Here is a 24162-nt window from a genome sequence, read left to right on the forward strand (position 1 = left end):
GTGATATATTTTTTATAATAAAAAGGAAGCTTATATAAAAAACAGATTAATTTTGATTAAAAGTTAAAAAACATCTCAAAATCTTGGCTAAGTTCTGCATTTATCAACATTTTGCATAAAAATGGATAAGATGAACGTATCTTTCATCTAAATAGTAGGGTTACAATAGGCCATACTTATGCTCAAGATTACTTTAATCGCTTATGAATATTTTAATCGTTGATGATCATCCTTTGTTTCGTCATGCTTTAATTCAAGCAGTACGTTATAGCCTGCCACAGGCACAAATTCATGAAACAGCCTCGGTTGATGAGTTTTATGAGCGTTTGGAAAATGGGGCAGAACCTGATCTAGTATTACTCGATTTAAATCTACCCGGTGCTTCAGGCTTTTCGGCTCTGGTTTATGTAAGAGCACAGTATCCATCTATTCCGATTATTGTTGTTTCTGCACATGAAGAAACTTCAATCATTCAACGTGCGATTGCTCATGGCGCTATGGGTTATATTCCTAAGTCGGCTCATCCAAGCCATATTGGCGAAGCGATTCGTCAAGTCTTAGAAGGTGATATCTGGTTACCACCTAATTTGCCATCTAATCTTAACCTTGACCCAAGAGCAGCAGATGAAACTGCTTTAGCTGAACGTATTCAATCATTAACACCTCAACAATTCCGTGTTTTGATGATGGTTGCGGAAGGTTTGTTAAATAAGCAGATTGCATACGAGCTAGATGTTTCAGAAGCAACGATTAAAGCTCACGTAACGGCTATCTTTAGAAAATTAGGTGTACAAAACCGTACACAAGCCGTATTGGCGATTAGCGCACTCAATATTGAAGATAAGAAAATCTAAAAAGAAAAAAGACCTCGATTGAGGTCTTTTTTATGTGTGCCACTTAAGCAAGGCAATCTTGCTTTGGTGTTAGGCTGTCGCAGTACAAAGGGTTAAGCGCACATTGCAAATCATCAATTTGTTCTTGAGTCACATAGCCTTTCATTTTTAAATATTCAGCCACGCGGTCATCACGTAAGCTTAAGAAGGCTGCGTCATAAACGCCTAAATCTACAAAAAGTGCAGCTGTTTCGAGGCTGTTAAAGCGATCAAGGAAAATGTCATTGCCGTACATTAAGAAGATATGGTCGAGTTTTGCTTTTTCATCAACATGTAGTCGTTCAGCAAGTTGATCGGGGTGCGTTTTAATAAAGAGTAAGTCAGATAATTCATCAAACTGAGTCATATCTAACTGATTCTCGCCAAGTTTGACATGACCAAGCCAAGCTTTGAAAACGAGTACAGCACCGCCACGGAGTAGCATGCTCCAGATTTGATGACGTGTGTCATGATCAAGATTTTCACTTTCAGCGCTAAGAACTTTTAAGAAATTTTCTTCTTGTTGTGCCAATTTATCAAATAAACCTAAACCTTGCGGATGATAAGCCGCAGGTGCAAATACATCAAAATTTAGATCATGAAATACATTAAGTGCCAGCGGGACGGCACACTGATAAATTGTATTTAATGCTTTAATGTTTGCTTCATTGAGCTTGCTGTGGGGGAAAATACTTTGCCAATCTAGTTCAGGAAGTAAAGCATTAGCACTGTATTGACGATAAAACTGTTGAGACGAAAGTTGGCCTTGTGGGCTGTTATCAGAAATATTCATGGCAATTGTCCTTTGCATTAATTCGTGAGCAGGGGTGCTTAATATGGAAATGGGTTATAAAAATGACTGTACATTTAATAAATAGGTTTTGAATATTTATGTGTCATGAAGAATGCAAGTAGAATACGACTAAAGTCGTATATAGTTATTTTGTGCTAATTATAATTTTAAAAAACAGTAGCTTATGAAATTGTAACTAAGTGTACAAGTGTTCACTTACAAAAAAGGTGAGCTTTGCCATAGAAAAAGGACTATTGGAAAGTTTGGCCAATTATTTAATCAACAAAAGTAGACTTTTTGAGCAGTTCTGCCTATTGGCTTAAATTAGTTCTATAATTTTTGCCAAAAATTCCTCCCAAACTTATTAAAGATTTGGGAGAAAAAAATTAATCTGTCTCACTGGCAATTTTAAGACCCGATAGCCATGCTCTTAGAGAGGCTGGCTTAAGCGGTTTTTTGAGTAAAACAATATTCAGTTCTTTCAATTGTTGAGGTAACTCAGGATGAGAGTCGGCTGTAATCAGAGCAACCGGAACATCATGTTGACGATTTTGCAAAATAAAATCGACACCGAGTTGGTTATTATTTAAATGCTGATCGATAAGCCAGACTTGAATATTCTCTTTTTGAATAATCTCAAATGCTTGTTCTGGTTCAGTGGCTTTAAAAACTTCGTAACCCCATCGACCTAATAAGCTACTCATGCCCTCAAGAATTGTTTCATCATTGTCTAAACATAAAATTCGGTAAGCCTTAGTTTTTAAAGGCACTGCTTGTACGGTTGGGGTTATCACTTTTGGAGCTTCTACCACCGGAACCTCAATCATAAAGCAGGAGCCTTTATCAAGTTGTGAGTAGACATGGACTGGATAATTCAGTAAACCCGTCATACGCTGCACAATCGCGAGACCTAAACCGAGACCTTGCTCACCCCAAGGTGATAAATGCCCACAGCGTTCGAATTCTTGAAATAGTTTAATACGTTGTTCTTCAGCAATTCCGGGACCTGTATCCCAAACACCAATTCGAATGTGTCCAGGTTTTTGAGCTGAGCGTAATACCCCCACAATCACTCGGCCTTTGGCTGTATAACGCAAAGCATTACTTACAAAGTTTTGGATAATACGTCGTATCCACTGTGGATCTGTGTCAATCCAGAATGATACATCATGAACTTTTAATGAAATATTTCGCTGTGCAGCAATCGATTTAAACTGTAGTTCGAGGTCGCTTAATAAATCGTGCAGAGGATAAGGCTGTCTTTTTGGCTGTATGGTACCGCCTTCCAAACGCGCAATATCGAGTAGAGCAGAGAGCATGCTTTCTGCACCATATAGAGCACGGTCAAGTTGCTGTAGAGTTTGACGGTCTTCTTCGGTCGCAATGCTTTGTTCAAGAACAGTACTAAACAGACGGGCAGCGTGCATTGGTTGTAATAAGTCATGACTTGCCGCAGCAATAAATCGGCTTTTTGACATATTGGCCATATCGGCTTGTTCACGTGCAAGCTGTTGCTCGGTTAAGGCATCGGCAAGTTGTTGGGTTCGGTCTTTTACGCGGGCTTCAAGTATTGCCTCATTCGCACGGAAAGCCGTAATGTCGGCGAAGGTAGTTACAAATCCACCACCTGAAATAGGATTTCCGCGCATTTGAATAACGCGTCCGTCTTTACGGATTCGTTCAAATTCATGCGCACTTCCGACTTTCATCCAGTGCAAACGTTTACGAACATGCTCTTCGACTGAACCGGGGCCGCATTCGCCGCGTTCAGCGTTATAACGAATCAGATCGGCAATTGGACAACCCACATAGACTAAATCTTTTGGGTAGCCAAATAGTTTTAAATATTGGTTGTTCCATGCGACTAAACACATGTTTTTATCAACCACACTTACCCCTTGGGTCATGTGGTCAATCATGGTCATCAGCAAGTTTTGATTGAAACGTTGCCATTGCGAGGCTTGGTCTAAAATATTGGCGACTTGGCCTAATGCCAAACCATTATTAATCATTGCTGTAGTGAGCAAAGTACGGGCAGAGGCTGCGCCGATAATGCCAGCTAGATATTGTTCGGTGAACCGCCACCACATGCCATTGGCGATACTATTCGGGTTAAGCGTGAGATGATTTTGTTCACAAAAGTTCTCGAACGCTTGTGTTGTGGGTTGCTCACCCGTAATTCTTTTAGCAAGGGCGAACAGATCACCTACTTTTAAACGTGCAGCATCGTGGGGTAAATAGGTCAAATCGGTAGAAGTATGTGGAGATGGCAGAGGCTTAGTTTCATAATAAAAAAAGCTTTCTGCTTGAATTTGTTCTGCTACACTTGGGCGATAAAGTTTAGAAATCCAAATATATAAAACAATATTTAAACCGAGAGACCAAATAACGCCGTGGGTTAAAGGTGCAAATGATTCAAAACCAAAAAGTGACTCTGGGCGTAAAGCATTAATTCCCAAAGGACCAAAAAGCAAAATACTTTGGGCTGTTTCTTGATAGGCTTCCGGTAAACTACGTAAAATGGTTGGAAATAGTAATGTGTAACTCCACATTAAAAAGCCAACAATAAGACCTGCATAAACGCCTTGGCGACTTCCACCTCGCCAATATAATCCTCCAATTAGTGCAGGAGCGAATTGAGCAACCGCACTAAACGCTAATAAACCAAATACTGAAAGCTGGTTAATATCATTAAAGAAGTGGAAAAATAAAAAGCCAAGTAACATCACCGCGACAATACTAATGCGGCGGCTGAATTTAAGAACTTTAGGTAAATGTTTATCGTGACGTGATAGCAGCTTAAAACGCCATAGTGCGGGCATAATCAAGTCATTACTGAGCATGATAGATAATGCAACTGATGACACCAGTAACATGCCTGTTGATGCAGAGAACCCACCTAAAAAGGCCAGTAGGGCTAACCATTCTTGGTTATAACTCAATGGTAATGAGAGTACTGCCACATCAGGCACAGTTAGGAATTTTGGCGCTGCATGCAAAGCCCAGCTTGCAATCGGGATAATAGCTAAAATCGTTAAAATGAGATAAGCCGCAAACCATTTACGTGCACCACGAATATGCTTTTCATCGCGTAATTCGACAACAGCCACATGAAACTGACGGGGTAAACAGATAATTGCTAGACCTGCCAATAATGTCTGAATCCAGAAAGTTTCAGGCACCCCAAATAACTGAACTTCTTGGAAGGTTTGGTTTACGTCGGCTGAGACTTGTACTAAGTTCGCGGGTGCTTCAAAAATAAAAAATAAAGCGACACAGATTAGGGCGAATAATTTTACAAAAGATTCAAATGCAACGGCTAACATGAGGCCGCCATGCTGTTCGGTATTCGCGATCTGCCTTGTGCCAAAAATCATGGCTAAGATCGCAAGGACACTGGTTAATAGCAATACGCTATTGGTGGTCGTATGAATATGAGCATTTTGCTCCAAAATGACTGAGGTACTTAAGGCAATTGCGCGTAACTGTAAGGCGAGGTAGGGAATAATCGCAATAACTGCCAAGATCGTAACCAGCGATGCCAATACCCCGCTTTTGCCATAACGCGCAGCAACAAAGTCGGCAATTGAGGAAATCGCGTGGTGCTGACGTACTCGGCCTAAACGTCGCCAGATATCGTAACCAAACCAAACAAATAACAGCGGACCTAAATAAATAGGTAAGAAAATGACGCCTTCTCGGACGGCAGCTCCGGTTGCACCGTAAAATGTCCAAGATGAACAGTAAACACCTAAGGTCAAACTAAACAAGAACATCCGGCCACGTGTACTCAGGCGGCTAGCATGCTTCTCGCCAAAAAAAGCACAAATAAATAAGAGTGCTATATAAAGAGTGAGTACCCCAATAATCAGCCAGCTGTTCATATGACCTACATGATTAAAACCTTGCGCCTATCATACCGCAAGCAGAAACAAAGCTATAAATTGATTAAATTTTAACGACCAAAGTCTAAGTTACGAATTACACGTTATTTTGCTAATTTTAATAATGAGAAACTACTATTAAAAAAGTGACCAAGGTTGGGCACAGGCAAGGAGTTTGGTTATGGATCAGAGCCAAGTAGAACAGATTCTACGCAATCCAAAGTTTCAAAAGATGGTCAAGAAAAAAAGTGCATTAAGCTGGACGCTCACAATCATTATGTTAGTGCTTTATGTGGGCTTTATGCTACTTGTTGGCTACAACAAAGAATTTTTAATGAGTTCATTTAGTGGTGGTGTAACGACATGGGGTATTCCACTAGGCTTAGGAATTATTGTTTTATCTTTCCTACTGTGTGGCGTGTATTCCTATATCGCAAACAATACCCTTGACCAGTTGAGTGAAGAAGCGTTGAAGGAAGTTGAAGCCATCACGCATGAGAAAGGATTACACTAATATGAAATGGAATTCATTAAAAGCGAAAGCCTTATTGGCAGCAGCATCGCTATATTCAACTGTTGCTATGGCAAGCCCGGACTTAGGTGAAGCAGAGCAACAAGCCACTAACTGGCACGCTATCATCATGTTTGTCATCTTTGTTGGTTTCACTTTGTTTATTACTAAGTGGGCTGCGAAACAAACTCAATCAGCACAAGATTTCTATACCGCAGGGGGCGGAATCAGCGGTTTCCAAAACGGATTGGCAATTGCCGGTGACTATATGTCAGCAGCATCTTTCCTTGGTATTTCCGCGATGGTGTTTAGTTCGGGTTTTGATGGCTTACTTTATTCTCTTGGGTTTATGGTAGGTTGGCCAATCGTTTTATTCTTGGTTGCAGAGCGTTTACGTAACCTTGGTAAATACAACCTTTCAGATGTAGTGTCATTCCGTCTTGAAGAAAAACCAGTCCGTACCTTAGCTGCCTTAAGCTCGCTTGTGGTTGTGGCATTCTACTTGATCGCTCAAATGGTAGGCGCGGGCCAGCTCATCAAATTACTATTTGGTTTGAACTATAACATCGCTGTTGTCATCGTTGGTCTATTAATGATGGCATACGTAATTTTTGGTGGCATGTTGGCAACGACATGGGTACAGATCATTAAAGCGGTCATGTTGCTCAGTGGTGCGACTTTCATGGCATTCATGGTAATGAAAGCGGTTGGTTTCAGCTTTAGCAATATGTTCACTCAATCAATTGAAGTATTCAGTAAAGTTCACAGCGTAAGCTTTGAAGAAGCTGCAAAAATTATGGGTCCGGGTAAACTTGCCGCAAACCCGATTGATGCATTGTCTCTTGGCTTGGCACTCATGTTTGGTACAGCGGGTCTTCCACATATTCTTATGCGTTTCTTCACTGTAAAAGACGCAAAAGAAGCGCGTAAATCGGTTGTAGTAGCGACAGGTTTCATTGGTTACTTCTATCTTCTAACTTTCATTATTGGTTTCGGTGCGATCCTTTTCGTATCAAACAACCCTCAATTCCTTGATGTTGCAAAAATGGCAGTATCAGGCAAGCTTGAACTTGTTGGTGGTAACAACATGGCAGCCGTGCATTTAAGTGATGCTTTAGGCGGTGACTTATTCATGGGCTTCATTTCAGCAGTAGCGTTCGCAACGATTCTTGCTGTTGTTGCTGGTTTAACACTTTCAGGTGCATCTGCAATCTCACACGACTTATACGCTAACGTATTCAAGAAAGGTCAAACGACTCCAGCTTCAGAACTTCGTATGTCAAAAATTGCGACACTTGGTTTAGCAATCTTTGCCATGATTTTGGGTATCTTGTTTGAAAAACAAAACGTAGCATTCATGGTGGGCTTAGCATTCTCTGTGGCATGTTGTGCAAACTTCCCGATTCTTGTTCTTTCAATGTTCTGGAAAGGTTTAACCACTCGTGGTGCAGTTATAGGTGGTGTGGTTGGTCTTGTAACAGCTGTAGTACTTATTGTTCTGTCTAAAGCGGTTTGGGTAGATACTTTAAAAATCTCTGATACACCAGTTAACCCATTCAATGGTCCTGCATTATTTGCGATGCCATTGTCATTCCTTTGCTGTTGGTTCTTCTCGGTGACTGACAACTCTGCACGTGCTAAAAAAGAGCGTGCTGCATTCGATGCCCAATATGTTCGTTCAATGACAGGTATCGGTGCTTCTGGTGCCTCAGATCACTAAAATCAAACTGGATTAAATATCTATCTCATTAAAAGCCCTGCGGGGCTTTTTTTGTTGATCGTATAACTTAAAGTGAAAGAAGCTCTTTAATAAAGAACAACTTGTTTGTCCTATTTTTTGTACAGTATGATTTCTTATAATTCAAAACATAATGAAAAAGGAAAATAATTAAATGCGATCTATCATGGACTTCTGGGCGAGCTTTCGACTGCTACCTTCTGCATGGTTGCTGCTTGTGCAATTTATCTTACTCATTTTGGCCATGCTGACTTTTCACGATGTATTTTACCGGACCCTAACGTGGGCTTTAGGAGTGCTTGCCTTACTTATTATTGCCAAAGTGATTCGCCAAACCCCAATGTTTACTTTTCTGGGATTAACTTTTGTCAGTGGAGCGATTATATCCTCAGTCTTTATTTTATTGGGCTATAGCAATTTAACGATCCAGATATTTGCTCATAGTTGTGAAGCGCTAGCTTACTTTTCGGCTGCTTACGGTTTATTTCGTTATATGTTTGCTGATCGATACTTAACAAGAGATGAATTATTTGCAGCTGCTGCAGTTTTTACTTTGCTTGCTTGGGGCTTTGCATTCCTCTACAACATTTGTCAGTTATTGATTCCTGCGAGCTTCCAAAATCCAAACAATGCTCATCATTTGCAGACTTGGTTAGATCTATTGTTCCTGAGCTTTAGCTTACAGTCAGCAACAGGCTTATCTGATTTAATGCCGCTTAGTCCACCAGCACGCGTTTTAGCCATGCTACAAATGTTTTGTGGTGTGATGTATCTCGCTTTGATTGTCACACGTTTAATTGCTCTACAGTACATTGCCCATCCAACAAAGAAGGATTCTGACAAATAAAGGAGAAGGTGTTTTAATTTTTTACACCTTTGTAACTGCAATATTATTTAAGTTTATTTAAAGTATTATCGGCTTTCTCTATTGAAAGATTTAACTTTGTTCATTCTGTGAATGTCTTTATTGGCTTTATGCCTGTCACTTTTCATTAAAATAACATGGAGGAGTTATGCCTTCCAAACAACCAGGTTGGTTCGCAAACGTTAATCCTAACGTATTTTTTGGTACGGTCATTATCATTGCTTTGTTCTTGGCAGTTGTTGTGATCGCCCCGAGTTCTTTTGAACTTCTAACGCAGCAATTAAAACAATGGATCACCGATTCATTTAGCTGGTTTTATGTTTTATCTGTAGCCTTTTTTCTCATTTTATTGATTTATATCGCCTGTTCATCAATAGGTCGAATTAAATTAGGACCTGACCATAGTCAGCCTGAATATAATAATGGGTCTTGGTTTGCCATGCTGTTTACAGCAGGGATGGGTATCGGTCTCATGTTCTTCGGAGTTGCCGAACCTGTCATGCATTATGTTAATCCACCGAGTGGAGATGCTCAGACTATTGAGGCAGCACAGCAAGCATTAAGGGTGACCTTCTTCCACTGGGGCTTGCATGCGTGGGCTATTTACGCAGTGGTCGGATTGGCATTGGCTTATTTTGCTTATCGACATAATTTACCGTTAAAGACCCGTTCAGCCCTTTATCCTCTCATTGGTAAGAAGATTTATGGGCCTTGGGGCGACAGCATCGATATATTCGCGACCATTGGTACGGTATTTGGTGTAGCAACTTCTCTCGGGTTTGGCGTTACCCAGATTAACTCGGGTTTACATTATTTGTTCGGTGTCGAGCAAAGCACCCATATTCAAGTATTACTGATTATTTTTGTGAGCATTTTAGCTTCCTTGTCTGTGTTCTTAGGTCTTGATAAAGGGGTTAAACGTTTATCAGAGCTAAACTTAGTCTTAGCCTTAATATTATTAGTCTTTGTTTTTATCGCTGGTCCTAGTATTTATTTACTCCAGACTACTATTCAAAACACTGGGCAATATATCTCTAACCTTTTTACCATGACATTCAATTTATACGCTTATCAGCCGAATGGATGGATTGGTGGTTGGACAATTTTATATTGGGCTTGGTGGATTTCTTGGTCGCCATTTGTGGGTATGTTTATCGCAAGGGTTTCACGTGGTCGTACCATTCGAGAATTTATTGTAGGGGTTCTCCTCATCCCGACAGGCTTTACCATTATCTGGATGGGCTTTTTAGGAAACGCTGCATTATTTAGCATTATTCATGAACATCAAAACACTCTTATTCAGGCTGTTCAGCAAGACTCATCAGTAGCTCTATTTGAGTTTTTAGGACACTTACCGTGGTCAGGTGTCATGAATATTTTGGCTACCGTTTTAGTTGTTTTATTCTTTGTGACCTCTGCTGACTCGGGAGCATTGGTAACAGACTACTTAACTGCAAAAACTGAAAATTCACCAACTTGGCAGCGTTTGTTCTGGACAGTACTGATGGCTGTACTCGCCATTATTTTATTGTTAGTCGGTGGTTTGGCTGCGCTTCAATCTTCAATCATTATGAGCGCATTGCCATTTACTGTGGTTATGCTGTTCATGAGTTGGGGATTAATAAAAGCATTGCATCTTGATGTCACGAAAATGCAAGCAATTCAGGAAGCTCGAATTACCCCACGTGCCATTCATAATCCAAGAAGCTGGCAACAGCGGCTAGGTTTAATCATGCACTATCCTCATAGTGAAGAAGAGGTTAGAGAATATATCGAAAAACAAGTGGCTCGTGCGTTTGAAAATATCAAACATGAATTTAGACGCCGTCATTTAGAAGTTTCAATTACTCAACTTGAGGATGGGATGCAACTTCGAGTCGATCATCACAATGAAATTAATTTTATTTATAAAGTTGTTTCACGTGAAACAGTGCCACCAAGTTTTTTAATTGGACGTACTGAAGCCGAAGATGGGCAATATTTCCAAGCCGAAGTATTTTTAAGAGAGGGTGGGCAGAACTATGATGTAATGGATTGGACTCAAGAAGATTTGATCCAGGACATTATTGATCAATATGAACGTCATCTGTATTTCTTAAATATTGTACGAAGCTAATATTTAGCTGTAAAAAAAGGACTCATTTGAGTCCTTTTTTAATTCGATTTCTAAATTAAATTAGAAACGGAATTTAGTATTTAAGCCGATAGTTTGTGTATCGTAGCTAGTAGAAGCATTTTTAACGTCAGCTTTCATGTACGATGCACCAACTGCTAAAGCTGGAGTAATGAAGTAGTTTACGTTACCACCCCAAGCTTGACGGAATTCACCAAGGTCATTACCTTTGATGTCAGCTACACCATCGTTACCCACGAAAGATGCACCAACACTTAACTTAGGAGTTAAGTAAAGGTCAGTTTTCAAACCGTATTGGTTTTCTTGACCGAAAGCACCAGCAGCTTCAAAACCAATTGCCATGTTAGTTCCATCAATTGGACCTACATATTTAGCACGTGCTGTAACAGCATCTTGGTCGTTTTGAATCGCAGCAGTTTGGTTCACAGCAGAGTAGATACCGTTGCTGATGATACCGAAGTTATCTAAAGCGAATTGGTTAGCAACGCTTGTATAACCAACAGTCATCAAGAAGTTAGGTAACAACATAGCACCAACTTCTAATGCATAACGGTCGCCGTTGTCATCTTTAGAGAAGTTGTTTTTACCATCAACATCAGTGTGGTTGTAAGTTGCGCTAGCATATACAGGAAGGTAAGGAGTAGGAACGTAAGCCTCACCTTTAACACCGTATGTACCTACGTGGTAGTTTACGTTGTTTTGGTCATATTGTTGGTAGCTGTAACCTAAAGATACGTTAGAAGCTTGGTTCAAGAAAGCTGCTTCAGCTAAAGGACCTTTAGTGGTATCAACATTTTTTAAATAGTATGTACCAGCAACGTCACCAGTGAAGTTTTTATCATTTGCAGTTGTGTCAACATATTCAGATTGACCTTGAACTTCAAATTGATAAGCATGAGCACCGGTCATGGCTAATAATACAGCAGTGGCTAAACCAAGTTTTTTCATAATCATTTCCAGCATTAACAAGAGATAAAGCTGGGGTCATTGTATTGTAACAATTTATGAAGTCAATAATAGATAAAAGGTAATGTTAATGAAATTTGATACTTATGTTAAAAATGATTAAAAAACAATCAATCGAAGTATATGATGTCAACCTGATAAAAAAATGAACATTAACAAATAGCTAAACCTTAAGTTTCATAAGGATTTGGCATTAAATAGTTTCAAAATAATTACATTTATAATTGGAAAAAATGATCACGTTGATCGGATTTAACGTTAATTGATTTGTTGATCTGTTCGATAAATAATCATTTAAATATTATTCTTGTTCTAATTTTTATATGTTTTGAGTAATAGTTATCACTATTTTGATAAGTTTATCTAAATAATTTATCTATTTTAGATTATTATATAAGTTAATAAATCAAAAAAAATAGGGTTTTAAGTTGAAAAAACGATTAATAAATTGATTTTGATCAATTAAATCTACTTTACGAAATTAGAGATAAGTCACATAATTCAATTACAAAGTTTACTGCCTAACATATTTTTGGTTAGAAGTACTTTTCTAGATACGATGTGTTATCACATCAGACTTTATGAGCTCAACTTTCCCCAAGGTTGAGCTTTTTTTTATCTATAAGAAAACATTAACATTTATTAAAAAAAATTACATGAAAATTCATCTTTTGCTTTGTATAAAAAGAACCCATTTTAAAGCTGGATTTTGTGTGAGGGGAGAAATGTTTAAGAGGCAAGTAAATACTTTATTATCATAAGTAAAAAAACTTTGATTTTTAAAGTAAGGTTTTTTATAAAATCATTCAATTTTTCGATTCATTTTATTATTTAAGCTTACTAAAATGTAGGAATCGTATAATTATTAAAAGAGAAATGAAGGGTCTAATGATGAAATTTTAGTTATTAAAATGCTAGGATGGATTTAAGCCTAATTTATATCGTATTAAAAATGGCAGGGCATTTACGGAGTACCAGCTAGAAATGTCAGGATTACGTTCAGAGCATATTAGTAATCGACTGTTCTTTTTTATGCTGGTTATTATTTTATCTTTATTATTCATGGCAGTACCTCTTATTGTGGGAAGCTATCAGGATTATATAAAAACTAGACAAGCTCTAGCTGAAATAAAAAGTTTAAGAGCAGTTGCCGATATTGCCTATAAAGTTTCTAAAGAACGTGCTCCTGCCAATAAAATGATGTCGAGTGGTCCTCATGATTTGGTAAAAAATCAGCAAGAATTAAAAAAATTTCGTTTAATTGTTGATGAGCAAATTGATACAAGCATTCTTATCTTAAAACAAGCTGGTTATGTTTCCTTAGCCAATGAGCTACAAACTAATTTTAAAGAAAATCTTAGACAAGCCCGACGTGTCGTTGATTATTACGGTGAAACTCCATATACAGCAAGAACTTCTGTTCAACTGGATAATGCCATTTTAGGGATGTTTGGCGCATGGGATAATTGTAGGGAAATACTGCAAAAACTAATGTTGCAGTTAAAAAGTAAAGATAGCCGTATTTCTAATTACTTTACACTCATTATCGTTCTGACTGATATGCGTGATCAGGCTGGGCGTATGGCATCTAATATTATTGCCCCTCTAAGTTTTAATGAAGAAATTCCAAGTAATAATCGTGCTCGTTCGCTACAAACTCAGCATCAAGCTAGATATTTGTGGATTTTGGTCGATACCTTGCAGCCTGAACAGGCAAAAACTCCAGAATATCGTCGGTTATATTCCCGAGTGAAATCCGAATTTATAGATCAGGGTATACCGATTGTAGAAAAGCTATTAGAAGAAAGCCAAAAGGGGAAGCCATATTATTTAAATGGTACCCAATTAACGGAAGCAATCGTTGATAAATTTACTACTGTGGTTGATTTGCAAAGTTATATTCTTGATGAAAGTGTAGTCATTGCCGCTCAAGAAAATGCGATTGCTCGAAATGGTTTCTTTTTAACTTTATTTATTTCTTTAATTTCATTAGCTACTGCATTACTTACCTTGATATATGCGCAAAGACGAGTATTTTCGCCTTTAATTAAAGCGAGAACTTTAATTTTAGATTTATCGCATAGTTCTGATCATTGTAAAGATGAGATGGATGTCGACACCAAAGGTGAATTTTTTTCTCTATTTGAAGCAATTGACCGATTACAACGTATGTTGCAACAACGCGACGCTTTTGAATTTCAGTTAAAGAATATTGCCAATACTGATCCACTCACTGGAGTCTCCAATCGTTTAGCTTTATCTGAATATTTAAAAATTGTTGAAAGTTATCCTCAAAAATTTACGCAAACCTGTTTAATGATTATTGATATTGATCGTTTTAAACAGGTGAACGACCAATATGGGCATATTGTAGGTGATCGCGTCATTGTCAGTATTGCCGAGCAATTAAAGCAAAATATTCGAAGTTCGGATTTAATTGTTCGTTATGGGGGTGATGAATTTTTAATATTGTTAGAGCAAGTACAATTTATAGATGCTCGTCTTTTAGCAGAGAAAATTCGGATTGCGATTTCTTTAGAAGAAATTTGTTTATCTGGTTCAGAAGAAAAATTGCATGTATCTGTCAGTATTGGTTTTGCCATAGGCGCGGCGAATTGGATAGATCTTTTAGAGAAAGCTGACCGTTCACTTTTAAGAGCAAAGGCCCGAGGACGGAATGCAGTTGAGGGGTAACTTCTAAAACTTTACTCAGTTAGCTTTTGAAAAATAAAATTATCTGTGGTTTTATTCAGTACATGTTAGCTTGAAAAATATCGAATTATGAATACATTACAAAAAGAACAACGCCTAAAAGAATTATTGGAAAATAATATAAGAAATGAAAAAAATGGTACGGCCATTGCGATTACTGGGTCTTGGGGTATTGGTAAAACTTTCTTTTGGAGAAGTTTTTTAGATAAACAATTATCTGATGAGCGAGTTTATAAAAACGATAATGTATTCAATCGGAAATATGCTTATGTATCACTCTTTGGATTGGAGTCCTTAAGTGATCTTAGAACTCAGATTTATAGCAGTATAGAAAGCTATCACTCATCAATAGAAATTCCTAAATGGATTAAAAGCTTACCTTCAATTTTTAAAGATACTCGTATTACACAATTGGGAATTAATGCACCAGTTAAATTGATTGATAGCTTAATGTTTGCACAAGTGAAAGATGCCATTATTTGCTTTGATGACTTTGAGCGTATGTCTAATAAATTGGATGTTAAAGATGTTATGGGTTTGGCAAACTACCTAAAATTAGAAAAAAATTGTCAGATTATTTTGATATTAGATGAAGATAAAACAGAGACGGAAAATAAGAGAAAATATGGTGATTATAAAGAAAAGTTAATTGATGAAACGATAATTTTAAACTCTGTTGAACCTTTGATTCGGGCAAATACTAAAGGTATCGATGAGCAATTAGTAAATTTGATGATAGATTTCGCTGAAAAATTAGATATTCATAATTTTCGCTTTTTCCAGAAAGTGATTAAATTATTCCGATACTTTCTTATTGAGTTAACAAAAGAAATTGCCTATTCAACGAAAGAAATTATTCTAATTCGAATTCTGCAAGGCTACTTAATTCAGGATTATTCCGGCCTTGATTATCTTTGGGATGATTGTAAATATTTCTCAGAAAAGCAACAAGAAAATTGGAGTGATAAGAAAAGACAAACTTATGAAAGCTTACAAAAAGTTTCTGACTCATTTAATCATAATGATAATTGGTCAATTGAATTTCAAAAATGGTTTGATCAAAAGGGTGAGATAGATTTTTTTGAATTAAGGGAGCTGGCTAATTCGGAACTTATATCAGAGAAAAATCAAGATATTAAAAATAAAATGTGGGATATTTTTGCTAAACGTCATGATTTGAAATTAGAAGAAGCTGATTTGGAATATATTGTTTCTCTTGCTGATGAGTGTGTAAAACTTGAAAGCTTTCATAATACCGCCTCAATGTATGAAATTATAAAGAAATATCTAGCTGATAAATCGAAAGCTGAAATGTTCAAAGCAAGGACGCTAAGTCACATTGATTCAAATTTAAGAAACTCTATTACTCGTGCAAATAAAGAACGGGAACTATGGGGAAATGAAAACAATATCTTTTATACATATATTGACGATTTAGCTAAAAATTATATTGAAGAAAAAACTTTAGGGGAGATTGTCTCTTACTTTTTAAAGTGGGGTAATTTTAAAAGTGAAAATGATAAGGATCTTTTACGAAAATTTTCATTTAATGAATGGTTTAAATATTTGACTGAAGAAATTTATGAGGAACCTTTTTTCATTGAAGGAAATGATAGCCTGATACAGTATTTAAAAAGATTATATTTAATAACAAGAGAAGATGATTCTATAGATTCAATAATTGTAAGGGTTCTACAGAAAATTGGTCAGGAATCAGAATTTAACAAAAGATATATGCAGGATATTATTGAAAATCATTTAATGACAAAGACTTAAATAATTTATTATCCATTTTCTTCTAACCTCACACATTAAAGAACGAAGTTAGAAGAAAAGGAGTCAGAAAATCACTTCAACATCGGTTTTAAGAAACGACCTGTGTGGGAAATCTCAACCTCAGCCACTTGTTCAGGTGTGCCTTCAGCAATGATCATACCGCCACCTGAACCACCTTCAGGGCCTAAGTCGACAACCCAGTCGGCTGTTTTAATCACATCAAGGTTATGTTCAATCACCACAATGGTATTACCCTTGTTACGTAGCTCATGCAAAATGTCGAGTAATTTGGCAATATCATGGAAATGTAGACCTGTTGTTGGTTCATCCAAGATATATAAAGTTTTACCCGTATCTCGTTTTGCTAACTCACGTGCGAGTTTTACACGTTGTGCCTCACCACCAGAGAGAGTGGTAGCAGCTTGACCTAAACGAATATAGCCTAAGCCCACCTGAGTTAAGGTTTCTAAGCGGCGGTGGATGACTGGAATGGCACTAAAGAATTCAGCAGCATCTTCGACAGTCATTTCTAAAACATCAGAAATGTTTTTGCCTTTATAGCCGACTTCAAGCGTTTCACGGTTATAACGTTTGCCATGACACGCATCGCATGGCACATACATGTCTGGTAAGAAGTGCATTGCGACTTTAATCATGCCGTCGCCTTCACAGGCTTCACAGCGTCCGCCTTTCACGTTAAACGAGAAACGACCAGCACTATAACCACGTGCTTTTGCCTCTGGGGTTTGAGCAAATAACTCACGGATTGGCGTAAATAACCCTGTATAAGTCGCTGGGTTAGAACGTGGGGTACGTCCAATCGGGCTTTGGTCAATATCAACAACTTTATCTAGATGTTGAAGCCCATCAATTGAGTCAAACTTCTCGGCTGTTAAAGTTGTTGCACCATTGAGCTGTGTCGCTGCTAATGGAAGTAATGTGCGGTTAATCAACGTCGATTTACCCGAACCTGAAACCCCGGTTACGCAGGTCATAATGCCGAGCGGAATCGTTAAATCGACATTTTTTAAGTTATGACCTGCTGCACCTGAAAGCTTGATGACTTCATCTGGACGTGGTGATTCAGTACGTTTTTTTGGCACTTCAATTTTGAGTTTGCCAGAAAGATACTGTCCTGTAAGAGAGTCGGCATGTTTAGCCAACTCATCATAAGTACCTTCAGCAATAATCACACCGCCGTGTACACCAGCACCTGGACCGATATCAATAATATGGTCAGCAGCACGGATTGCATCTTCATCGTGTTCAACAACTAATACTGTGTTGCCTAAATCACGTAAGCGAATCAGGGTTTGTAATAAACGGTCATTATCGCGTTGATGTAGACCAATTGATGGTTCATCGAGCACATACATGACGCCCATTAAACCTGCACCAATTTGTGAGGCTAAACGGATACGCTGCGCTTCACCGCCTGATAACGTTTCGGCAGAGCGAGCTAGACTTAAATAGTTAAGTCCCACGCTCACTAAGAAGTGTAAACGTTCACGAATCTCTTTAAAGATTTTATCTGCGATTTCACCTTTAGCACCTTCAAGGTTTAAGCCTTGATAGTAGCTTTCAGCGTCACCAATCGACATGCGGGTAATGTCAGCAATGGTTTTGTCTTTCACACGAACATGACGTGAAATTTCATTGAGACGTGAACCATCACATGCATCACACGCTGCATTAGAGAGATATTGAGCTAAATCATCCCGTACATAGTTACTTTCAGTTTCACGGTAACGACGTTCAAGGTGCGGCAAAATTCCTTCAAATGGTTGCACGCGAGTATGTTTACGGCCACGTTCGTCGATATAGCTTAAATCGACTTTTTCTTTACCTGTACCTTGTAAGAATTTCTTTTGTGTATCTTTATCTAACTGATTCCAAGGTGTATCAAGTTGAAAACCAAAATGATCGGCAACTTTTTGCAGCATCGAATAATAATATGGACGCTGACGATCCCAACCACGGATAGCACCTTCACTAATCGCAAGGTCAGGATTTGGAATGAGCTTTTCAGAACTAAAATGACTGCGTGTACCTAAACCATCACAAACAGGGCAGGCACCAAACGGGTTGTTAAATGAAAACAAACGTGGCTCAAGCTCTGCGACTGCGCGATCACATTCAGGACATGAGTGCTTTGCAGAAAAAACACGATCAGGATGTTCGCCATTCATCCACGATAAAACAGCAATATCGCCACCTAAACGTAGTGCGGTTTCAAATGATTCGGCAATACGGTTACCTAAGTCTTCACGCACTTTGAAACGGTCGACTACAACTTCGATGGTATGTTTTTTCTTTTTGTCGAGTTCTGGTGGTGTATCAATATCAATGATTTCACCATCCACACGGGCACGAACAAAACCTTGACCTTGTAGCTGCTCGAACAAGTTACTGTATTCACCTTTACGTTCACGAACCACTGGGGCAAGCAACATAAGTGCTGTGCCTTCTTCAAGCGTTTTTACCGCATCGACCATTTCAGAAACAGTTTGCGCAACCATTGGTAAGTCATGTTCAGGGCAGTAAGGGGTACCAACACGTGCATAAAGCAAACGCAAATAGTCATAAATTTCGGTAATCGTACCAACCGTTGAACGTGGGTTATGGCTGGTAGATTTTTGCTCAATGGCAATCGCTGGCGATAAACCTTCAATCGAGTCGACTTCAGGCTTTTCCATTTGAGATAAAAACTGACGGGCATACGCTGAAAGTGATTCGACGTAACGGCGTTGTCCTTCGGCGTACAGGGTATCGAAGGCAAGAGAAGATTTTCCTGAACCTGATAACCCCGTAATTACCACAAATTTGTCGCGTGGAATATCGAGAGACACATTTTTTAAATTATGGGTACGTGCGCCTCGAATACGGATATGACTTTGGCTCATAAAACATCTCAATTATATATTGATGAAAATTTAGGTGCTGATTGCTCAGTCGCAGAGAGGTGTGACTGGTTATAAACAACAGACCCTATATATGATAACGATTTAAAATTGTTCAAGTGGTACAAAATGATTTAAAGCGACAAATTGTGACGGTTAAACGACAATCGACAAAATTTGTTTAAATAAGCAGGTTGTATTTTTAACATTCCTTACTTCAGATTTCTACTCTAGAAAAAATTAAACCAGCAACATAACTTTACTAGACGACTGGTCTAATAGTTGTTTATGATGTTGGCATGAAACGTTTAAATAAAAGTGAAACCACGCGACAACACATTTTAGATACCAGTTTTGAGCTGGTACTGCATAAAGGTTTTGTGGGTGTTGGTTTGCAAGAGATCTTAAAAGCTTGTGACGTACCCAAAGGTTCGTTCTATCACTACTTTGCTTCGAAAGAGGCGTTCGGCTGTGCGTTGCTCGAGCAATACATGGCTGACTATAAAGTTCGTATGGAACAGCTTTGGCAGCACAGTGAGCGAAGTGCCCATGCTCGTTTAATGGCCCTATGGCAGGCATGGATTGATGATCCGGTACACGGTAGTTGGGCTGAAAACTGTCTGATTGTGAAGTTAGCGGCAGAGGTTTCTGACTTATCAGAAGACATGCGCCAAATTCTCAATGACGGTGTGCACAAACTAACGCAACGTTTGGCTCTACTACTCAAAGAAGGGCAACAAGAAGGATCAATTCCAAAACACGTTGAGCCTTTAAAAACTGCGCAAGTCATGTATCAGTTATGGTTAGGTGCTGCTTTACTCACAAAATTATCGCAAGACAAAGCACATCTACATCTAGCTTTAGAAACGACCCAACAACTCATAAAACCGATAGAGGAATAAAGCATGCGAAGTATTATCCATCGTAATTTTGGCGAACCTGTAGACGTTTTAGAGCAGGCGGATATGCCAAAGCCAGAACCGAAAGCAGGCGAAGTGCGTATTAAAACTATCATGTCTCCTATCCATAATCATGATGTATGGACAGTACGCGGAAGTTATGGCTATAAACCAACCTTACCTGCGATTGGTGGCAGTGAGGCAGTTGGTATTGTAGATGCGTTAGGTGAAGGTGTTGAACATGTGCAGTTAGGGCAACGTATTGCAGTTGCAGCTGTGCATGGCAGTTGGGCTGAATACTTTATTGCGCCTGCTCAAGGGATTATTCCACTCAATAATGAAATTGATGATGAAACTGCAGCACAGCTGATTGGTATGCCAATTAGTGCTCTCATGCTACTCGACTTTGTAAATGTTCAACCGGGTCAATGGTTAATCCAAAACACAGCGAATGGTGCAGTAGGTAAAACAGTTGCCATGATTGCTCAGGCACGTGGTTTACCTGTCATTAATCTGGTCCGTCGTACTGATGCGATTGCAGAGATGCAAGCACTAGGTATTCAGCATGTTGTTGCGACTGATCAGCCTAACTGGAAAGAACAAGTTAAACAGATTCACGGCGACCAACCTCTTATTGCTGGTGTGGACTCGATTGGTGGCAGCGCAAGTGGCGAAATGCTGAATTTACTCAGTGAAAATAGCCTACTCGTTTCTTTTGGCAGTATGACTGGCGAAACCATGCAGATTTCATCGGGCGATTTGATTTTCAAACAAGCGACAGTAAAAGGTTTCTGGGCGAGTGTGGTCAATAAAGAAATGCCAGCAGCTCGTAAAAAGGAACTGATCGTTGAGCTGCTAACACTAGCGACTCAGAAAAAATTAATTCTGCCTGTAGAAGGTGTATTTAGTTTTGATGAGATTAAAACAGCTGCTCAAAGAGCAACACAAGGAGCTCGTCAAGGCAAAGTATTGCTAAAGCCGTAAAACACTAAAAGATCAGTCGAGAGACTGATCTTTTTTCATATTTTTAAAATAAAAAGGAAAATCGTATGATCGGACAAATTTTAATTGCGCTTATCGCAATATTACATGTCTATATTTTAGTGTTAGAGATGTTTTTGTGGGACAAACCCTATGGCATGAAAGCCTTTGGAAATAATGTCGAAAAAGCAAAACTCACCAAAGTGATGGCACAAAACCAAGGTCTTTATAATGGCTTTTTAGCGGCAGGTTTATTTTGGTCTTTATTGGCCGATGCGCCATTTGCGACATCTATTGCCAATTTCTTTTTAGGCTGTGTACTGATTGCAGGTATTTATGGTGGTTTAACTGCCAGCAAAAAGATTATTTATATTCAGGCAGTTCCCGCATTGATTGCTTTAGTCGCTGTTAATTTTCTTTAAAAAGCGCAAAATACAGCGTTTTGAGTTGGAATGGCCAGATAGGATCAGCGCATGTGGGCGTTATTTTTAAAGTGTATGTTGGGGGCTGGGGTTGTCCTCATTATTTCGATTTTATCGAAAAGTAAGGCATTTTATATTGCAGGCTTAGTCCCGCTTTTTCCTACATTCGCTTTGATTGCTCATGTGATTGTTTATCAGCAAAAAGGGGCTGAGGCGTTACAAAAAACGGCTCTGTTTGGTCTATGGTCACTTATTCCCTATGCTATTTATTTAGTTGCCGTTTATGTGCTGGCAACACGCATGTCGATGTGGTCGTGTCTAGGAGTAGCAACGTTATGTTGGGTTGTGGCTGCGGCAGGTTTGATTTACGGCTGGCAGTTATTTCAGCATTAAAAGATTAAGGAAAACTCCTTAATCTTTTAAATCGAACCATTTTTATGGTTACTCAACAACACGAGTTCTGAGCATGCCTTCAACTAAATTGATCATTTTTTTGCGGGAAAGAATTCGAGGCAATTGAGACGTCAAATAGTTGCTACATCCCACCACAACCGTTGATTTATTCTTATCTAATGCTTTAACTGTTGCAGACACAACGTCTTCAACCGTAGAGCTTTTCATACCACTGGTATCGGCATTTGCGACCTGAGTAAAATTGGTTTGGGTATTGCCCGGACAAACCGCCAGAAATTTAACTCCTGAAGAGCCGTATTCTCCTGCAAGAGCCTCAGTAAATTGCAATACATAAGATTTAGTTGCCCCATACACAGCAATATAAGGCAGAGGTTGAAACGCACCTGTAGATGAAATATTAATCATGATGCCTTTTTTGTTCGCAAGCATGTGGGGCAAAAATAAATAACATAAAGACGTTACACTGCTGATATTTAGCGTAATCATTTCTTGATAAATAGATACAGATTGATCTAGAAATTTAGTCCATTTACCAAATCCTGCGTTATTAATTAAAATCTCTACCGATAATTTTCTGGCTTGCACTTCATCAAATAAGCTTTGAGCTGAATTGGGTTGAGCTAAATCTAAAACGATCACCTCAACATTCACGTTATATTTTTTGCTAAGTTCATCGGCTAAATCAGTCAGTTTCTGCTCAGAGCGTGCCGTTAAAATCAGGTGAATTCCTAAAGATGCAAGTTCTTGAGCATAGGCTTTGCCTATTCCTGAAGATGCGCCTGTGATTAATGCTGTTGAATTTTTAAATGTAGAAAGGTGAGTGCTCATTTTATTGGTCCGTAATAAAAGAAGCTATTACCATAAACCTTGTCCCTAAGGGCAGAGTCAAGCACTCATTTTGAAAGCTATTTTTAGATTTTAATAAACTGTTTTAAGCAGAAATCTTATTGGTAATATAAGTTTGAATAATCTCATCTTCTAGTTGTTTTAAATCTTTTTGCAAACGGCTTAAAGCTTCTTTTTGCTCAATAATTTGTTGGTTCTTTTTTTGAATAAGCTGCTGTGCAATTTCTACAGGAAAACGATTATTTTTATATTTTAAAGCTGACAGGTCATAAAGCTCGGAAAGGCTAAATCCAACAGCTTGTGCAAGGCGAATCATCTTAACCGATTGAACATCAATCTCTTCATAAATACGATAATTGCCTTTTCTTTTTGCGACTGGCAGTAAGCCTAATTTCTCATAATGCCGAATGGCCTTAGGAGTGGCTCCAGTCAAAGCCGCTAATTCGCCGATATACATATCTGTCTCGCATTTTATTGAAAATCGATCAGGCTATTAAGTGCACTGACCGATTCTTTTGAAGTTTTAAATCTGATCTAAACCTAACCACTGTCTCTGGTGATAGGCACTATCCCAAAATAACCACTCAAGTTTTGCACCCATCGTATAGGCTGCATGCATTTTTTCTAAAGTATCTGCATCACAACGTGCTGCAACTTTATCTACCGTCGCAATCACATTACGAACAGCTGTATGGAACTCTTCACCTGCATAGGTATCAATCCATGCTTGGTAAGGGTTATTCGGAATTGATTTATTTACAATATCTTTACCGACTTCGGCATAAATCCAGAAGCAAGGTAAAAGCGCAGCAAGTACAATGGGGTAGCTCTCAGACCAAGCAGTTGCTGTTAAAAATGAAGTGTAGTGGTGACCTGCCAAAGTTAATGGTGTATTTTGAAATTCTTCTTTAGTTACCCCAAAGTTTTTCATGAAGTCATCATGCAAGCTACGTTCAACCACAATTGCAATTTTAGCTGCATCTGAAAATTGCATAATATCATCAGCCTCAAACGCCTTTGCTGCTGCAACAGCAAGCACACGACCATAGGCCACTAAATATTGAGCATCTTGAATAACATAATGACAAAAAGCTTCTTTATCTAAAGTACCGTTAGCAAGTTCCTGATTAAAAGGCAGGTCGAGAATTTTTTGATATAAATTTAAATTACGTTGCCAGAGTTCTTGAGAAAAAAGCATAAAAACATTCCATTTAAATTAAGACAGCTGAACCAGATTTTAAATCAATTTTAAAATACAAAAATAATAATGATAGATATATCGAAAGAAAATATTTAATACGATTAATGAGTTAATTAAAAATTATAAAATTCTTTATTAAACAGAGAGATAAAGTAAAGGGAATAACGGCACAAAACAACATCGTTTTGTGGTTAATTATCGATATAATAGCGGCGGTTTTAAGAAAGATTAAATTTATTCTTGGTATA

The 24162-nt window shown here is 38.4% G+C and carries 18 protein-coding genes; 11 read left to right on the forward strand and 7 right to left on the reverse strand.

Annotated elements, in window-relative coordinates:
• Positions 1 to 203: 203 nt before the first annotated feature.
• On the forward strand, positions 204 to 854 hold the full coding sequence (locus ACYU0V_RS00920; RefSeq protein WP_002122041.1) for a response regulator: 651 nt from the start codon (positions 204 to 206) through the stop codon (positions 852 to 854).
• 43 nt (positions 855 to 897) lie between these two features.
• Here ACYU0V_RS00920 and ACYU0V_RS00925 read toward each other — a convergent pair whose 3' ends face one another.
• Together ACYU0V_RS00925 and ACYU0V_RS00930 are read right to left on the reverse strand one after the other, a co-directional pair.
• A complete protein-coding gene (locus tag ACYU0V_RS00925; RefSeq protein WP_032006609.1) occupies positions 898 to 1665 on the reverse strand; it encodes a hypothetical protein in 768 nt (255 codons plus the stop codon).
• A gap of 386 nt (positions 1666 to 2051) precedes the next feature.
• Complete coding sequence (locus ACYU0V_RS00930) at positions 2052 to 5549, reverse strand: hybrid sensor histidine kinase/response regulator (RefSeq protein ID WP_461848715.1); 3498 nt, start codon at positions 5547 to 5549, stop codon at positions 2052 to 2054.
• 181 nt (positions 5550 to 5730) lie between these two features.
• Here ACYU0V_RS00930 and ACYU0V_RS00935 point away from each other — a divergent pair, with 181 nt between their 5' ends.
• The 4 genes from ACYU0V_RS00935 (at position 5731) to ACYU0V_RS00950 (ending at position 10779) form a co-directional block, all read left to right on the forward strand.
• Positions 5731 to 6063, forward strand: coding sequence for a DUF485 domain-containing protein (locus tag ACYU0V_RS00935; RefSeq protein WP_000372818.1), 333 nt, complete (start codon positions 5731 to 5733; stop codon positions 6061 to 6063).
• 1 nt (position 6064) lies between these two features.
• Positions 6065 to 7780, forward strand: coding sequence for a cation acetate symporter (locus tag ACYU0V_RS00940; RefSeq protein WP_005078627.1), 1716 nt, complete (start codon positions 6065 to 6067; stop codon positions 7778 to 7780).
• Between the two features lie 172 nt (positions 7781 to 7952).
• Entirely contained in the window at positions 7953 to 8645 is a 693-nt protein-coding gene (locus ACYU0V_RS00945; protein WP_461848720.1) for an ion channel, read from the forward strand.
• A 166-nt stretch (positions 8646 to 8811) separates the two neighbouring features.
• Positions 8812 to 10779 carry a BCCT family transporter gene (locus ACYU0V_RS00950; protein WP_039764889.1) on the forward strand — a complete coding sequence of 656 codons (1968 nt, stop codon included), beginning with the start codon at positions 8812 to 8814 and terminating at the stop codon, positions 10777 to 10779.
• Between the two features lie 60 nt (positions 10780 to 10839).
• On the opposite strand, the gene omp33-36 is transcribed toward ACYU0V_RS00950, so the two are convergent.
• Positions 10840 to 11745 (reverse strand): porin Omp33-36, encoded by a 906-nt coding sequence (omp33-36, locus tag ACYU0V_RS00955; RefSeq protein WP_060465076.1) that lies wholly within the window; start codon positions 11743 to 11745, stop codon positions 10840 to 10842.
• 1002 nt (positions 11746 to 12747) lie between these two features.
• Between omp33-36 and ACYU0V_RS00960 the strand changes: the two genes are divergently transcribed.
• Together ACYU0V_RS00960 and ACYU0V_RS00965 are read left to right on the forward strand one after the other, a co-directional pair.
• Positions 12748 to 14457, forward strand: coding sequence for a GGDEF domain-containing protein (locus tag ACYU0V_RS00960; protein WP_461848722.1), 1710 nt, complete (start codon positions 12748 to 12750; stop codon positions 14455 to 14457).
• 87 nt (positions 14458 to 14544) lie between these two features.
• Positions 14545 to 16251: a P-loop NTPase fold protein gene (locus ACYU0V_RS00965; protein ID WP_068564518.1), complete on the forward strand. Its 1707-nt coding sequence runs from the start codon at positions 14545 to 14547 to the stop codon at positions 16249 to 16251.
• A gap of 71 nt (positions 16252 to 16322) precedes the next feature.
• Here the strand turns inward: ACYU0V_RS00965 and uvrA are convergent, their stop codons facing one another.
• Positions 16323 to 19154, reverse strand: coding sequence for an excinuclease ABC subunit UvrA (gene uvrA / locus ACYU0V_RS00970; protein ID WP_032004969.1), 2832 nt, complete (start codon positions 19152 to 19154; stop codon positions 16323 to 16325).
• Between the two features lie 296 nt (positions 19155 to 19450).
• On the opposite strand from uvrA, the gene ACYU0V_RS00975 reads away from it, so the two are divergent.
• The 4 genes from ACYU0V_RS00975 (at position 19451) to ACYU0V_RS00990 (ending at position 21846) form a co-directional block, all read left to right on the forward strand.
• Positions 19451 to 20053 (forward strand): TetR/AcrR family transcriptional regulator, encoded by a 603-nt coding sequence (locus tag ACYU0V_RS00975; RefSeq protein WP_461848724.1) that lies wholly within the window; start codon positions 19451 to 19453, stop codon positions 20051 to 20053.
• Positions 20054 to 20056: 3 nt separating this feature from the next.
• Positions 20057 to 21034 (forward strand): zinc-binding dehydrogenase, encoded by a 978-nt coding sequence (locus tag ACYU0V_RS00980; protein ID WP_461848725.1) that lies wholly within the window; start codon positions 20057 to 20059, stop codon positions 21032 to 21034.
• Between the two features lie 65 nt (positions 21035 to 21099).
• Positions 21100 to 21453, forward strand: a complete 354-nt coding sequence (locus ACYU0V_RS00985) for a DUF1304 domain-containing protein (protein ID WP_461848727.1) — start codon at positions 21100 to 21102, stop codon at positions 21451 to 21453.
• A 51-nt stretch (positions 21454 to 21504) separates the two neighbouring features.
• Entirely contained in the window at positions 21505 to 21846 is a 342-nt protein-coding gene (locus tag ACYU0V_RS00990; protein ID WP_238516592.1) for a GlpM family protein, read from the forward strand.
• Between the two features lie 48 nt (positions 21847 to 21894).
• Here ACYU0V_RS00990 and ACYU0V_RS00995 read toward each other — a convergent pair whose 3' ends face one another.
• From ACYU0V_RS00995 to tenA, 3 genes are all read right to left on the reverse strand, one after another.
• Positions 21895 to 22695, reverse strand: coding sequence for an SDR family NAD(P)-dependent oxidoreductase (locus ACYU0V_RS00995; protein ID WP_238516593.1), 801 nt, complete (start codon positions 22693 to 22695; stop codon positions 21895 to 21897).
• A gap of 103 nt (positions 22696 to 22798) precedes the next feature.
• On the reverse strand, positions 22799 to 23170 hold the full coding sequence (locus tag ACYU0V_RS01000; RefSeq protein ID WP_005078608.1) for a MerR family transcriptional regulator: 372 nt from the start codon (positions 23168 to 23170) through the stop codon (positions 22799 to 22801).
• A 66-nt stretch (positions 23171 to 23236) separates the two neighbouring features.
• Positions 23237 to 23911 carry a thiaminase II gene (gene tenA, locus ACYU0V_RS01005; RefSeq protein WP_461848729.1) on the reverse strand — a complete coding sequence of 225 codons (675 nt, stop codon included), beginning with the start codon at positions 23909 to 23911 and terminating at the stop codon, positions 23237 to 23239.
• Positions 23912 to 24162: the final 251 nt, after the last annotated feature.

The organism is Acinetobacter sp. X9, from assembly GCF_054889255.1.

Coding starts and splice junctions, on each gene's coding strand:
- ACYU0V_RS00930 (WP_461848715.1), bottom strand. CDS start 5,549: ATGAACAGCTGGCTGATTATTGGGGTACTCACTCTTTATATAGCACTC.
- ACYU0V_RS00920 (WP_002122041.1), top strand. CDS start 204: ATGAATATTTTAATCGTTGATGATCATCCTTTGTTTCGTCATGCTTTA.
- ACYU0V_RS00935 (WP_000372818.1), top strand. CDS start 5,731: ATGGATCAGAGCCAAGTAGAACAGATTCTACGCAATCCAAAGTTTCAA.
- uvrA (WP_032004969.1), bottom strand. CDS start 19,154: ATGAGCCAAAGTCATATCCGTATTCGAGGCGCACGTACCCATAATTTA.
- ACYU0V_RS00925 (WP_032006609.1), bottom strand. CDS start 1,665: ATGAATATTTCTGATAACAGCCCACAAGGCCAACTTTCGTCTCAACAG.
- ACYU0V_RS00950 (WP_039764889.1), top strand. CDS start 8,812: ATGCCTTCCAAACAACCAGGTTGGTTCGCAAACGTTAATCCTAACGTA.
- ACYU0V_RS00995 (WP_238516593.1), bottom strand. CDS start 22,695: ATGAGCACTCACCTTTCTACATTTAAAAATTCAACAGCATTAATCACA.
- ACYU0V_RS01000 (WP_005078608.1), bottom strand. CDS start 23,170: ATGTATATCGGCGAATTAGCGGCTTTGACTGGAGCCACTCCTAAGGCC.
- omp33-36 (WP_060465076.1), bottom strand. CDS start 11,745: ATGAAAAAACTTGGTTTAGCCACTGCTGTATTATTAGCCATGACCGGT.
- ACYU0V_RS00940 (WP_005078627.1), top strand. CDS start 6,065: ATGAAATGGAATTCATTAAAAGCGAAAGCCTTATTGGCAGCAGCATCG.
- ACYU0V_RS00945 (WP_461848720.1), top strand. CDS start 7,953: ATGCGATCTATCATGGACTTCTGGGCGAGCTTTCGACTGCTACCTTCT.
- ACYU0V_RS00960 (WP_461848722.1), top strand. CDS start 12,748: ATGTCAGGATTACGTTCAGAGCATATTAGTAATCGACTGTTCTTTTTT.
- tenA (WP_461848729.1), bottom strand. CDS start 23,911: ATGCTTTTTTCTCAAGAACTCTGGCAACGTAATTTAAATTTATATCAA.
- ACYU0V_RS00975 (WP_461848724.1), top strand. CDS start 19,451: ATGAAACGTTTAAATAAAAGTGAAACCACGCGACAACACATTTTAGAT.
- ACYU0V_RS00985 (WP_461848727.1), top strand. CDS start 21,100: ATGATCGGACAAATTTTAATTGCGCTTATCGCAATATTACATGTCTAT.
- ACYU0V_RS00965 (WP_068564518.1), top strand. CDS start 14,545: ATGAATACATTACAAAAAGAACAACGCCTAAAAGAATTATTGGAAAAT.
- ACYU0V_RS00990 (WP_238516592.1), top strand. CDS start 21,505: ATGTGGGCGTTATTTTTAAAGTGTATGTTGGGGGCTGGGGTTGTCCTC.
- ACYU0V_RS00980 (WP_461848725.1), top strand. CDS start 20,057: ATGCGAAGTATTATCCATCGTAATTTTGGCGAACCTGTAGACGTTTTA.